At 71.9% G+C, this 13,794-nt stretch carries 8 protein-coding genes; 3 read left to right on the top strand and 5 right to left on the bottom strand.

Annotated features, from left to right (window positions below):
- Nucleotides 1-328: 328 nt before the first annotated feature.
- Nucleotides 329-1,579: a DUF222 domain-containing protein gene (locus AB0B14_RS03380; RefSeq protein WP_357521021.1), complete on the top strand. Its 1,251-nt coding sequence runs from the start codon at nucleotides 329-331 to the stop codon at nucleotides 1,577-1,579.
- Nucleotides 1,580-1,877: 298 nt separating this feature from the next.
- Here the strand turns inward: AB0B14_RS03380 and AB0B14_RS03375 are convergent, their stop codons facing one another.
- Entirely contained in the window at nucleotides 1,878-2,654 is a 777-nt protein-coding gene (locus AB0B14_RS03375; protein WP_357521018.1) for a serine/threonine protein kinase, read from the bottom strand.
- A gap of 255 nt (nucleotides 2,655-2,909) precedes the next feature.
- Here AB0B14_RS03375 and AB0B14_RS03370 point away from each other — a divergent pair, with 255 nt between their 5' ends.
- Together AB0B14_RS03370 and AB0B14_RS03365 are read left to right on the top strand one after the other, a co-directional pair.
- Nucleotides 2,910-5,942: a S8 family serine peptidase gene (locus tag AB0B14_RS03370; protein WP_357521016.1), complete on the top strand. Its 3,033-nt coding sequence runs from the start codon at nucleotides 2,910-2,912 to the stop codon at nucleotides 5,940-5,942.
- A gap of 211 nt (nucleotides 5,943-6,153) precedes the next feature.
- On the top strand, nucleotides 6,154-8,499 hold the full coding sequence (locus AB0B14_RS03365; protein WP_357521014.1) for an AAA family ATPase: 2,346 nt from the start codon (nucleotides 6,154-6,156) through the stop codon (nucleotides 8,497-8,499).
- 88 nt (nucleotides 8,500-8,587) lie between these two features.
- On the opposite strand, the gene AB0B14_RS03360 is transcribed toward AB0B14_RS03365, so the two are convergent.
- From AB0B14_RS03360 to AB0B14_RS03345, 4 genes are read right to left on the bottom strand one after another with little or no spacing between them, the layout of a single operon-like run.
- A complete protein-coding gene (locus AB0B14_RS03360) occupies nucleotides 8,588-10,675 on the bottom strand; it encodes an alpha-galactosidase (RefSeq protein ID WP_357521012.1) in 2,088 nt (695 codons plus the stop codon).
- Complete coding sequence (locus AB0B14_RS03355; protein WP_357521011.1) at nucleotides 10,672-11,493, bottom strand: carbohydrate ABC transporter permease; 822 nt, start codon at nucleotides 11,491-11,493, stop codon at nucleotides 10,672-10,674. Before AB0B14_RS03355 ends, AB0B14_RS03360 begins: the two co-directional genes overlap by 4 nt.
- Entirely contained in the window at nucleotides 11,493-12,410 is a 918-nt protein-coding gene (locus AB0B14_RS03350) for a sugar ABC transporter permease (protein WP_357521009.1), read from the bottom strand. Before AB0B14_RS03350 ends, AB0B14_RS03355 begins: the two co-directional genes overlap by 1 nt.
- Before the next feature lies 1 nt (nucleotide 12,411).
- The gene (locus tag AB0B14_RS03345) at nucleotides 12,412-13,707 is read right to left on the bottom strand and encodes an extracellular solute-binding protein (protein ID WP_357521007.1); all 1,296 of its coding nucleotides are present in this window, start codon (nucleotides 13,705-13,707) and stop codon (nucleotides 12,412-12,414) included.
- Nucleotides 13,708-13,794: the final 87 nt, after the last annotated feature.

Here is a 13,794-nt window from a genome sequence, read left to right as displayed (position 1 = left end):
ACAACGCAGAGGTTGTCCGTGCCGCTCCGTTGTCCGCCGCGCCGGTCCGGTTGTCCGCGCCGGTCCGGTTGTCCGTTCCGCTCCTTGTCCGTGCCGCTCCGTTGTCCGCGCCTGTCTAGGTGTCCGCGTGTCCGGACGGGACGGACGCCCGCTCGCGCTGATACCGCGACACAACCCGAGCGGCCGCAGGAGTAGCCCACACGTCGCCTGTCTCCGGCAGGCAGCGCGCCCCGAGCCGCAGCGGAGCCCGCCCGCACGACTCCCACTGGCGCCCGCATCAATCGATCATGATGACTAAAGTGTCGTACAGGTGTTCTAGTCTTTGGGCATGGTTGAGGCGTTGGCGCTGGCAGACGAGGCGGTTGCCGCCTGTGTCGACGACGCCGTCTGGGCCCTCGCCGAGGACGAGCTGATCGCCGCACTCGACGCTACGCACCGCCTGGAGCAACGGCTCGCCGCCGTGAAGCTCGCCCTGGTCCGCGAGATCGACGGTCGCGGCACCGCCCACGCGCAGGGCGCGTCCAGCACAGCGGTCTGGCTGCGCGAGCGACTTCGCCTCACCATCTCCACCGCCCGCCGGCTGGTCGACCTCGCCGCCGCTCTGGACACCGGCAACCCGGGGATACGCGCGGCGCTGGCCAACGGGGACATCACCGTGGACCAGGCCCGGGTCATCGGCGACACCGTCGCCACCGTGCACACGAGCGCCGACGCGCAGGCAGCGGACAAGGCCGTCGGCGTGCTCATCGAGTGGGCCGGCCAGTTCGACCCCACCCTCCTGCGCAAGCTCGGCACCCGCATCCTCGACCACGTCGCCCCGGAGGTCGCCGACGCCGCCGCCCAAGCCGCGTTGGAAGCCGAGGCCCGCCGCGCCAACCGCGACCGCCACCTCACCCTCTCCGAGCTGAGCGACGGCCGCCTGCGACTCGCCGGCATCCTCGACACCGAAACCGCAGGCCTGCTCCGCGCCGCCATCGACCCACTGAGCGCACCCAGCGGCCCCGACGACACCCGCTGCGCCGGGCAACGCCGCCACGACGCCCTCGCCGCCCTCTGCCGACTCACCCTGCGCACCACCGACCTACCCGAACACGGCGGCGACCCCGCACAAATCGTCGTCACCACCACCTTCGACACCCTCGCTGGGCAACTCGGCCCAGGCACCCTCGACACCGGCCTGCACCTCACCCCCGACACGGTGCGCCGACTCGCCTGCGACGCCGCGATACTCCCCACCGTCCTCGGCAGCACCGGCCAACCACTCGACGTCGGCCGACAACGCCGCCTCGTCACCGGCCCGCTGCGCCGCGCCCTCGTCCTGCGCGACCGGGGCTGCGCCTTCCCCGGCTGCGACCGCCCACCACGCTGGTGCGACGCCCACCACATCCGCCACTGGGCCGACGGCGGCACCACCAGCCTGGCCAACGCAGTGCTGCTGTGCGGCCACCACCACCGACACCTACACCACAGCGACTGGGTCGTGCGACTTGGCGGCGACGGCCACCCCGAATTCATCCCACCCGCCTGGCTCGACCCCGACCAGATCCCCCGCCGCAACCACTACCACCGGCGAACATAGGAACGACCTGCCGGCGCTTAACGCCCCGTCGCCGTGCAGCCGGATCCAGGCAGTACCACGCGACGGCTCCGCCCTCCACCACCGAGACCCTGGATGCCCCCGCGCCGCCGCCGCACCGCCACGCCGCCGCACCGCCGCGCTGGTACGCCGCCACGCCGCCACGCGGGTACGCGGGTACGCCGCCGCGCCGCAGGCCGGCACTGGGCGTGACCCGGAAAACTGCGGGCGGTATTCCCGACCGCGGACAACCAGGCCACCAGCGCCAGCGGCAGCGGCAGCGGCAGCGGCAGCGGCAGGATCAGCGCCGGGGTGTCGCGGACCGGCGACAAGAGCATCCCGGGAGGCACCGAGCCTGCCGCCAGGCGCGGACCAGCGCGGGCACGTCCGCGTAGCGGGCGGCAGGGGCGGCCTTGGTGGCTCGGTCCACGACGCGACGTTGATCGTCGTTGCCCCGCCAGCCCTCTTCCGAGCCGAGCAGGTGGTGCAGGGTGCGGCCGAGCAGGTGCACGGTGGTCCGCTCGTCGATCACCGCGCCACGGACGAACTCCTCCGGTGCCATGTAGCGCCGCGAGCCGGGCAGCCGTTCGGCGTCGAGCAGGAAGGGTCCGGGTCGGTACTCGTCCAGGTCGATCAAGCGCATTCGGCCGGCGGAAAAGTCGTACAGGAAGCAACCGTCGTAGAGGTCGACCGCGACCAGGCCGGCGGCGCTGACGGCGAGATGGGCGTCGAGGATCGCGGCGAGGGCCGCCTCGACCTGCGGCAGCGGGAGTTGCTGGAACCGGGTGAGCCCGCTGCGGTCCGCGCCGTGCACGGTGGCGTGGTTCAACACGTCGCCGTCGTACCAGGGGTAGACGAGCGTGGGCCCGGCCGGTCCGTGGACCGTCCGCTCTGGACGGACGATTACTGGGTGGCGGACTGCGGCATGCACCACGCAGGCCCGGTCGAGGGAAGCTCTGCCCTCGGCCGTGCTGGCCGTCTTGACGAGCCAACGCCGGCCCGCCTCCTCGACCCCGTAGGACAGGCAACCGGAGTCCTGCTCGTCGAAGACCGCGAAGGCCGAATCAATCGACGGCACGGAAACCCGCCGAAATGGCATGGGCACCCCCAAGTCGGCAGCGTAAATGACGCGCAAAGTACCCGTTGCGTTACGAGCTTGTTTCCAAGATGACGGCCAGGTTACGAGTGCTTCTCGATGATCTATACCGATCCTAGGTTTCGGCCACCGTCATCAGTCGTGGCGGCCGGCACCGAACGTGGAGGCAACGACGTGCCACAACCGAACACACATCGGACCGGACGGGCCAGGCGCGGGGTCAGCATGCTGGCCGCCGTGGCACTGACCGCGGCCGGCCTGACCGCGGCCGGCCTCACCAGCCTGCCCGACAGCGCCACCGCCGCGCCGACCAGCAGCAGCGGCCCGACCGCCCGCTACCTTGTCCAACTCGACGAGGAGCCGCTGGCCACGTACACCGGCGGTGTTCCCGGGATCGCGGCGACGAAGCCGACCGACGGTGCCAAGCTGAACCGCACGTCGGGCAGCGCCAGGGCGTACCGGGATCACCTGCGCCAGCAGCGCACGTCCGTGCTGGACCACGTCGGCGTGCCGGCCGAGCGCACCCGCGTGACGATGGAGACCGCGTTCAACGGCTTCGCCGCCGACCTGACCGGGCCGCAGGCCGCCCGGCTGCGTGCCACCCGAGGTGTACGGGCGGTCTACGAGAGCCGGAAGGTCCACGCGACCACCTCGCACACCCCGGACTACCTGGGCCTGACCGGCAAGGGCGGGGTGTGGAAGAAGGAGTTCGGTGGCGACTCGCACGCCGGCGAGGGCGTCATCGTCGGGGTCATCGACAGCGGGTACTGGCCGGAGAGCGCGAGCTTCGCGCCGCTGCCCAGCCCCCGCCCGGACCAGGCCGTCATCGACGCCAAGTGGAAGGGCACCTGCGACGTCGGCATCGAGGCGCCGGTCACCTGCAACAACAAGGTGATCGGGGCGCGCTGGTACAACGACAGCGGTATCGCCGACGCCTTCCCGGACGACTACTCCTCGCCTCGTGACCGCAACGGCCACGGCACCCACACGGCCAGCACCGCGGCCGGCATCCACGGCGTGCGGGCGACGTCGGGCACCCAGGACCTGGGCATGATCTCCGGGATGGCGCCGGCCGCGCGCCTGGCGATCTACAAGGCGTTGTACGACAACGGTGCGGGCGGCGCGACAGGTACCGACATCGACATCGTGCACGCCATCGACGACGCGGTCGCCGACGGTGTCGACGTGATCAACTACTCGATCGGTGACGACACCGAGCAGTTCGGGGCGGTCGACGCGACGTTCTTCAACGCCGCCGCGGCGGGCGTGTTCGTCTCCGCCGCCGCCGGCAACTCCGGCCCGTTCGCCAACACGGTCGACAACTCGACGCCGTGGCTGACCACGGTGGCCGCGAGCACCACCGACCGGCAGAACACCCGCAAGCTCACTCTCGGCAACGGCACCACCATCGCCGGTGTGGGCATGGGCGAGACCGGCGTCGGGCCGGCCCGACTGGTCTTCGCGAAGGACAGCGCACTCGACCCGGACGGTGCCTACGGCGCCGGCCTCTGCGCCGACGACACCCTGGATCCGGCAAAGGTCAAGGGCGCGATCGTGGCCTGCCTGCGCGGCGAGATCCCGCGTACCGACAAGAGCATCGAGGTGGCACGGGCCGGCGGCGTCGGCATGGTGTTGTACAACGACGAGCTGAACTCGCTGAACGCGGACGTGCAGACCGTGCCCACCGTGCACATCAACGAGGTCGACCTGGCCACGGTCAGCGCGTACGTCGCCAAGGGCAACGCCACGGCGACCATCTCGCCGAGCAGCCTGGAGATCGTCGAAGCCCCCGCGGTCGCCGCGTTCTCCTCGGCCGGGCCGTCCAACCTGAACGCCGGTGAGCTGCTCAAGCCGGACATCAGCGCACCCGGTCAGGACATCGTCGCGGCGTTCTCCCCGTCCATCGGCGGAAACGACTTCGCCCTGGAGTCGGGCACCTCGATGGCGGCGCCGCACATCGCCGGCATCGCGGCCCTGCTGCTGGCCAAGCACCCCGGCTGGTCGCCGGCGGCGGTCCGCTCGGCGCTGATGACAAGCGCGGTCGACAAGACCGACAGGGGCAACCCGATCAAGATCGGCACGTACGACGCCACTCCGCTCAACTACGGCGCCGGGCAGGTGAAGCCGGGTAGCGCGTTCGACCCGGGCCTGGTCTACGACTCCAACCGGCAGGACTGGATCCGTTACCTGTGTGGGGTGTCCGCCGACCGGGGCGGCGACTACGGGCTCGGCGACCTGGACGGCTGCGACACCATCGGTGCCATCGACACCGCCCAGCTCAACTACCCGTCGATCTCGCTGGGCCGGATGGTCGGCAAGCAGACGGTGACCCGCACGGTCACCAACGTCAGCGACAGGGCCAGCACCTACACGTCGTCGGTGCAGGCCCCGCCGGGCTACCAGGTCAAGGTCACCCCGAAGAAGTTGCAGATCCCCGCAGGCAGGTCGGCCCGCTTCAGCGTCGAGGTCACCAACACTGGTGGCGCGTTCGACACCTGGGCCGACGGCTCGCTGACCTGGCGCGACCAGTTCAAGCACGAGGTACGCAGCCCGGTGGTCGTGCACAACTCCGGCCTTGTCGCCCCCGACACCATCACCGGCAAGGGCACCTTCGGCAGCGTCCGGATCGCCGCCGAGGTCGGCTACCAGGGTCAGCTGATCTCCCAGCTCTCCGGCCTGACCTCGGGAACCAGCAACGTGGCCACCCTGACCGGCGACGGGCCGAGCTGGGACTGGAGCACGTCGAACAACCTGCCGGTGCCGCTGCCCGCGTCGATCAGCCGGACCACCCTGCACGTGCCGGCCGGGACCCGCAGCCCACTCGTCCAGGTGACGTCGAAGCGGCCCACCTGCTCCCACATCGACTGGGACGACGAGGAGGGGGTGATGGAGTGCACCGAGTTCAGCCTCAACGTCTACGACAAGTCCGGGAAGTTCGTCACCGCCACGGCCAGCGGTCGGGACGGCGCCAAGGTGACCCTGCCGGACGGTGCCGGGGACTACATCGTGGTCGTGGAGCAGGAGTTCACCGAGAACATCAAGGACGGCGCGAACGCGTACACCATCACCAGTTACCTGCCGGGCGCGCCGGGCACCTCGACCGGCCGGTTCACCATCGACCCGAAGCAGCGCAGCGTGCGGCCGGGAGCGACGGCGAACCTGACCCTGCGCTGGTTCGGCCTCGCGCCGGGTCAGCGTTACCTGGGGGTGCTGGAGTTCCGCAATGGTGACGGCTCGCTGAAGACCGTGCCGGTCACCGTCACGTCCTGACGGTGGCGACCGGCCGGCGGGCCGCCGCGTGACCACCGGCCGGCGGGCCGCCGCGTGACCCAGGTCACCGGCGGTACGCCGGCCGGCCGTCCGTACCAGCGGGGGTGATCTGCTCGGCCCCACGGTGATCGACGGCGACGAGGACAGGACGCGGGGCGGCGGGGGCCCATCTCCCGTCCGCCCCGAACGTCTGCGCGGACCCGTCGAGTTCGTGGGACGAGCGGCGGAGGTGGCCCGGCTACGCCGGCTCGTCGAAGCTCCGCCGTGCCTGATCCTGGTGGAGGGCGAGCCCGGGATCGGCAAGAGCCGGCTGGTCACCGAGTTGCTCGCCGAACTGCCCGGGAGTCACCTGGTCGGCGAGTGCGACGACGTCCCGGAGCCCTTTCCGCTCGGCGTACTGCTGGACGCGATCCGGGGCAGCGCCGACCGACTCGACGCCGGTGCCGTCAGCCCGGTCGCCGGTGCCCTCGCGCCGCTGCTGCCCGAACTGGCCGACGCACTGCCCGCCGCGCCACCCCCGTTGACCGATCCGGCGGCCGAGCGGCATCGCCTGTTCCGCGCCGTCGCGGCGGTGCTGGCCGCGCTGAGCCCGGCCACGCTGCTGCTCGAGGATCTGCACTGGGCCGACCCGGCGACCTGCGAGTTCCTCGGCTACCTGAGCACCCACCCGGTCGACGGGCTGGCGGTGGTGCTGACCACCCGCACGGTGACGCCGGGAGGCAGCACGCCGATCCACGACGCCCTGGCGCGTACTCCACCGTGGAGCGTCACGCGGATGGCGCTCGGCCCGCTGGACGCCGACGACGTACGCCGGCTGGCCGCCCGGACCCTGCGGCTCGACGACCCGCCGCAGCGGTTGGTCGCCACCCTGCTCGACCGCACCGCCGGCATCCCGTTCGTCGTCGAGGAGGTGCTGCGGACGCTCGCCGAGCGGGGCGGCGACCCGTTGGCGGACGACAGCGTCCCGTTCGTCCTGCGGGACGTGCTGCTCTGGCGGTTGCGTCCGCTCGACGAGGCCACCCGGGAGGTGCTGGGTGCCGCCGCCGTGCTGGGGTTGGCACCGGACCAGCACATCCTCGCCGCGGTGCTCGGCCTGGACCGGTCGGCGGTCGGCGCGGCACTGACCGCGGCCCACCGGGCCGGCCTGCTGCACGACGCCGGAGACGGCAGGCGTTTCCGGCACGACCTGGCCCGCCAGGTGGTGTACGACCTGGTGCCCCGGGAGAGCCGGGAGTGGCTGCACCTCCGCGTCGCGCGGGTGTTGGAGCAGAGGTTGCCGCGGCCGGTCGCCCAACTGGCCCACCACTACCGCCGGGCCGGCAGCGGCGCGGACTTCGTCCGCAACGCCGAAGCCGCCGCCGACCTGGCCACCGAACGTGGCGACGACGCGACAGCCGCCAGCTTTCTGCTCCAGACCATGGACGTCGCCGAGCTACCCCGACCGGTTCGGGTGCGGCTGGCCGCCAAGCTGGGTCGGTCGGCCATCGACGGGCTCAGCCAGGCCGAGGCGATTCCGGTGTTGGAACGGCTGCTCGCCGACCGGAGACTGCCGCCCGGAGCCCGCGGCGAGTTGGGCCTGGTGCTCGGGCGGATGCTGCGCCAGCAGGGCGAGGCCCTGCGCGGGTACACCGAGATCGAGCGCGCCGTGCCGTACCTGCGCGCACCGCGACGCAAGGCCCCGGCGCTCGCGGTGCTGGCAGCCCCGGACACCGTGGTCGGCCGGCACGTCGACGACCACCTGGCCCGCTGCGCGGCGGCGGAGAGCGCCGCGGCGGCCAGCGGGGACCCGGGGGCGCACCTCGCGGTCCGGATCGCCCGCGCCTCGCTGCTCCTGGAGGTGGGCGACCCGGCCGCCTGGGCGATCATCACCGAGCTGCGGGCGTCCGCGGAGTTGGCCGACCGGCCCCGGGAGCATGCCCGGGCCTGCCTGAACTGGGCGCAGGGCGCGTTGCACGCCGGGCACCCGGAGCAGGCCGAAGCGCTCCTGGCGGCCGGTCGGGCGCTTGTCGACGAGACCGGGTACGAGCGGCTGAGAGCCCTGGTGGAGGCGACCGAGCTGTCCCTGGACCGTGCCGCCGGGCGGCTGGACGGGCTCGCCCAGCGGCTCACCCGACTGGTCGCCTCCGCTCGGCGGATGCCGGTCACCCTGCTCGACGCACGGGCCGAACTGGCCACCGTGCTGGCCCGTACCGCAGTCGACGACGACGAGCGGGAGGTGGCGCGGCGGGCGCTGCGGGAGGTGGTGGCCGATGCCCGGCGGGTCGGCGCGATCTGGCCGCTGGTGCAGGCGCTCTCGGCGCTGGCCCGGCTGACCCTGGCCGGGCGGCCAGACGAGGCGGTCCGGCACGCGACGGAGGCGCTGACCCTGGTACGCGGGAAGGGCATCCTGGCGTGGGCTGCCGAGGCGGTGCTGGTGCTGGCCGAGGCCGCCGCCGCGGTGGGTGACCCGGCGCGGGCCGCCACAGCGGTGACCGAACTGGAGGTCGGGATCGCGGGCCGCGACGCGCCGCTCGCCCTGGCCGCCCTGCGCCGGTGCCGGGAACTCGTCCCCGCCTGAGCCGCCCCGGCTGGTGCGGGTGGCGGCAGCGACCTGACCTCGGCCCCGGTGGGATCGCCACCGAGGCCGAAGCCCTGGTGCGCCGGCCTCAGTCGCGGGTCAGCACGATGAGGTCGGCGTCGTGGGTCGCGCTCCAGTGCACGGGCAGGCCGACCGCGGCGAGGTGGCTGCCGGAGTAGTGCCGGTCGCCGTGCGAGTAGCGGGCCGCCGGGTCGAGGCCGCGCAGGGGCAGCCGGACCGGGCGGGACGGGAGCAGGCCGGCGCCGTCGAGTCGGCCGGTGTGCCAGGCCAGGACGACCACCCGGCGCTGGTCCGGCGCGGTGTACTGCACCGCGCAGCGGGCCTGGCCGGGGCCACCGATCAGGTGCACCTCGCCGTGCGTGACGACGTCCCGGATCTCCTTGTAGCGGGCGATCCAGCCGGCCGCCTCGACCCGTTGCGCCGGGGTCCACGCCCGGATGTCCGCGCCGACGCCGAGCACGCCGGCCATCGCCAGCACGAACCGGAACGCGAGCGTTCGCGGTCGCGGGTCGAACAGGCCGGGCGCGTCGGTGACCCAGGAGCTGAGCAGGTGCGGGGCGTTGGCGTGCAGGAAGCCGTACTGGATGGCCAGCCGGTCCAGCGGGCCGGTGTTGTCGCTGGGCCAGAACACGTCGGCGCGGGCGGCCATCGCCAGGTCGGTCCGCCCGCCGCCGCCGGCACACGCCTCGATCAGCACGCCGGGGTGGTCCCGGCGCAGCCGCTCGTAGACGCGGTGCAGGTTGGCGACGTGCGCGCCGTCCAGGTCGACCGGGCCGACCCCGCCGGGCCGACCCGGTTCGGTCCGCGGCCGGTTGAAGTCCCACTTCAGGTAGTCGATGTCGTACCGGCGGAGCAGGCCGTCCACGGTGGAGTGGACGAACTCGGCGACCTCCGGCCGGCCCAGGTCGAGCAGGTACTGGTTGCGCACCGGGGTGAGCGGCCGGCCGTCGACGGAGTAGACCCAGTCGGGGTGCTCGGCGTAGAGGGTCGACGTCGGGTTGACGCACTCCGGCTCGACCCAGAGCCCGAAGTTAAGCCCGAGTGCCCGGACATCGGCGATGAACGCGTCGAACCCACCCGGGAACTTCGCCGGGTCGGGCGTCCAGTCGCCCAGCCCGGCGGTGTCGTCGTTGCGGCCGACGAACCAGCCGTCGTCCACGACGAACGTCTCCACGCCCAGCTCGGCGGCGATCCGGGCGAGCGCGAGCTGACTCTCCGCCTCGACGGCGAAGTAGGTGGCCTCCCACGAGTTGTAGAGCACCGGGCGCGGGGTGAGCCGGTCCCCGGCCAGCAGCCGCTGGTGGGTGTGCCAGACCCGGGCCAGCCCGTCCAGGCCGTCCGGGCTGTACGCGCCGGTGGCCACCGGCAGGCTCAGCCGCTCGCCCGGACCCAGCTCCAGCGGGCCGTCGACAAGCTGACGGCCGACCCGAACCCGGGTCAGGCCGCCGGTGTCCCGCTCGGCGCTGATCTCCCACGAGCCGGTCCAGGCCAACCCCATCCCCCACGCCGGACCGGCCGGGTCGGCGGTGTCCCGCACGGCCAACCAGGGCACGTGCAGATGCCCGGGTACGCCCTGGGAACTGCCGATGCGGAACGTGCCGTGACCCAACTCGACGTGGGAGAGCTGGAACTCCTGTGACCACTGCCCCCACTGGTGGCTGAGCAGCGCGCCGTGCGGCGTGGGTACGCAGAACCCGCCGGATCCGGCCCGGACCACCCGCAGCGGGCCGGTGCCGTCGTTGCTCAGCTCGACCCAGCGCTGCACCACGTCGGTGCCCTCGGGCACCCGGTATTGCACGGTGGCGCGCAGCCCGGTCACCGCGTCGGCGAAGTCGACGGCCAACTCCCGCCCGTCGGCGTCGGCCCGTACACCGGTGTGGCCGAAGCCGACCCGGCGTTGCCCGCCGGGGGTCTCGATCACCAGGTCGGCGCCGGTGAACGGGCGGTCGGCGTCGGTGGCGTACTCGATGGGGGCGCCGTCACCGGCGGTGAGGAACGGCACCGGGCCGTCGTAGGCGACCGGCGACGGCCCGTCGGTGACGCCGTGCGGCCCCCACGCGACGAGTTCCAGCCAGCGGCCGTGCACCGGCACCGTCACGGTGTACTCGGTGTGCGTGCCGCGCAACGTCCAGCGCTGTCCGGTCTCGGCGGTCACTTGACCGCTCCGAGCGCCAGGCCGGACACGAAGTGTCGTTGGAAGCGCAGGAAGACCGCGACGGTGGGCACGGCCGCGATGACGGTGCCGGCGGCGATGACGTTCCAGGACGAGACGAACTGCCCCTGGAGGCCGAGCAGCGCCGGGGTGACCGGCATGTTGTCGTCGGTACGCAGCACGGTGATCGCCCAGAGCAGGTCGTTGAAGATCCAGGTGAAGGACAGCGCGCCGAGAGCGGCCAGCGCGGGCCGGGTCAGCGGCAGCATCACCTTCGTGAAGATCTGGGTGGTGCCGGCGCCGTCGATGGTGGCCGCCTCCTGGATCTCGCCCGGCAGGTCCCGCATGAAACCGTGCAGGACGAAGGTGTAGAAGCCGAGCCCGAAGCCGACCTGCACCGCGATCAGCGCCCAGAGCGTGTCGTACAGGCCGGTCAGCTCACTGAACTTGGCCACCGGGATGAGCAGGATCTGCGGTGGCAGCAGGTTGCCGGCGAGCATCAGCAGCAGGATCGTGCGCCGCCCCGGGATCCGGAAGCGGCTCAGCGCGAACGCGGCCATCGCGGCCAGCGCCAGGCTCAACGCCACCGACGGGACGGTGACCAGCATGCTGTTGATCAACGCGCGCAGCTCGCCGCCGTCGGTCCACGCCTGTCGGTAGGTGTCCAGGGTGAACGACCGGGGCAGGCTGCCCACGCCGTGCGCGGCGATGTCGTCGAACGATCGGGTGGACATCACCACGACCCAGAGCACCGGCCCGAGCCACAGCAGCGAGAGCAGGATCATGGCGGTGTGGAAGGCGCCGGTGCGGAGCTTGTTCATCAGGCTTCCTCCCGGAACGCGCGGACCAGGTAGCCGAGGATGACGGCCAGCGCGAGCACGAAGATCACGACGGCGATGGCGGAGGCGTAGCCCAGCCGCAGGCTCTGGAACGCGGTCGAGTACATGTAGGTGCTGAGCAGCTCCGACGAGTGGTACGGCCCGCCCTTGGTCAGCGACCAGACGATGTCGAACGAGCGCAGCGAGTCGATCACGATGACCGACAGCACCACGGCGTTGACCGCCTTGAGCTGGGGGATGGTGACGTGCCGCAGCCGCTGCCAGGCGTTGGCGCCGTCCATCCGGGCCGCCTCGTGCAACGCCGGGTCGATCGCCTTGAGGCCGGCCAGGAACAGCACCATCACGTAGCCGATCTGCCGCCACAGGGCGGGCAGGATCACCGCGTACAGCGCGGTCTGTGGGTCGGCGAGCCAGGGCCGGATCAGGCTCTCCAGGCCGACGGCCCGCAGGATCGTGTCGGCGATGCCGTCGGGCTGGTAGAACACCCGCCAGACCAGCGCGGTCACCACCAGCGAGAACACCACCGGGGTGAACAGCGCGGCCCGGTAGAAGCCGACGCCGCGTCGCTCCTTCTGCAACACCAGCGCCATGCCGAAGCCGCCCAGCACGGAGAGGCCGCCGAAGAGCACCAGCCAGATCACCGTGTTGACGAGCGCACCCCGGAAGGTGGCGTCGCCGGCCAGCTCGACGTAGTTGTCCGTGCCGACGAAGGTCGGCGACGACATCCCGTCCCAGCGGGTGAGCGAGAACCAGAAGCCCTGTAACGCCGGCCAGAACACCCAGATGCTCTCGACCGCGAACGGCACCAGGACGAACGCCACCAGCAGCGGCGACAGTCGAGCCGACCGCCGCCGCCGCCGGGTGGGTGTGACCGAAGTCGGGGAGATCGTTGCTGTCACGTCAGCCCTTGAAGACCTTCTCGGCGCCGGCCTGCCACTCCCGCAGGATCGCGTCGATCTGGTCCGGCTTGTCGATGAACTTGGTGAGCGCGGTGTCCGCGGTCGGCTGGAGTGCGTCGCTGGAGTCGCGGTTGAAGAACTGGGTCAGCTCCTTGGCCTCGTCGAGCATCGCCTTGCCCTTGGCCACCAGCGGCGAGTCGGACGCCTTGGCCTTGGGGTTGGCCGGCAGCACGATGCCGGAGCTGGCCTTGACGTACGCCTCCTGGGCCTCGACGCCGGAGAGGTAGCTGAGCAGGGCCTTGGTGCCGGTCGGGTTGGCGGTCTTCGCGCTGGCGAAGAAGCCGTCCGTGGGCGCCTCCTCGGCCAGCGGCACCGCCGGGTCGATGATCGGGAACCGGAAGAAGTCCAGGTCACCGAGGGCGTCCTTGGGGGCGGCGTCGGCGAAGAACGTGCCGATCAGGAACATGCCGGTCTTGCCGGCCAGCAGGGCGGTGGTCGCCTCCTGGAACGGGTACGCCTTGCCCTTGGGGTCGAAGTAGGGCAGGGCCTCGCGCCAGCGGGTGAGGACCGCCTTGACCTTGGGGTCGTCGAAGCGCTGCTTGCCGGCGAGCAGCTCGCGGTGGAACGGCGCGCCGTTGATCCGGATGTTGAGGTAGTCGAACCAGGCCGAGGCCACCCACGGGGTGTCGCCGAGGCCGATGCCGATCGGCGGAACGCCCTTGCTCTTCAGCGTCTCGCAGACCGCCAGGAACTCGGTCCAGGTCTTCGGCTCCCGCACACCCCACTTGGCGAAGTTGGACTTGCGGTAGAAGAAGCCCCACCAGTAGTTGTTCATCGGCACGAAGACCTGCTTGCCGCTGGCGTCGGTGGAGAGAGTGCGCAGCGACTGTGGGTAGTCACCGAGTGACTTCCAGACGTCGGAGACGTCCAGCAGCAGGTTCTTGCTGGCGTAGTCGTTGGCGACCGAGCCCGCGTACCAGGTGTAGAGATCCGGGGGGTTCGCCGAGGTCAGGTACGTCGGCAGCTGGGTCCGGAAGGTCTCGGAGGCGATCGTGTTGAGGCTCGCCGTGCCCTTGCCCTGCGCGTTGAAGGTCTCGATCAGCTTCTCCATCGCGGCCTTGGCCTGCGGCGAGGAGAGGTTGGACTGGATGGTGACCGCACCCGAGCCGCCGCTCGCCGTCGGCCCGCTGGCGGAACTGGCGCACGCGCTGAGGAACGAGCTGGCGCCGAGGGCACCCAGGCCAGCGAGCCCGAGGTGGCCAAGGAATCGCCGGCGACCGGGGTCGAAGTCGCTCACGGAGGTATCCCTTCCTCTACGACACGTAGCGTCACCGCGCGATGTGTCGTCCATGTGAATGCTGTGCCGAGAAGGTTGCATCGGCCG

Origin of the sequence: Micromonospora sp. NPDC049171 (assembly GCF_040648275.1) — a bacterium.
In the GTDB taxonomy this organism is placed as follows: Bacteria; Actinomycetota; Actinomycetes; order Mycobacteriales; family Micromonosporaceae; genus Micromonospora.
Note: the sequence above shows the minus strand (reverse complement) of the source record. Positions and strands in the feature narration are given on the sequence as shown.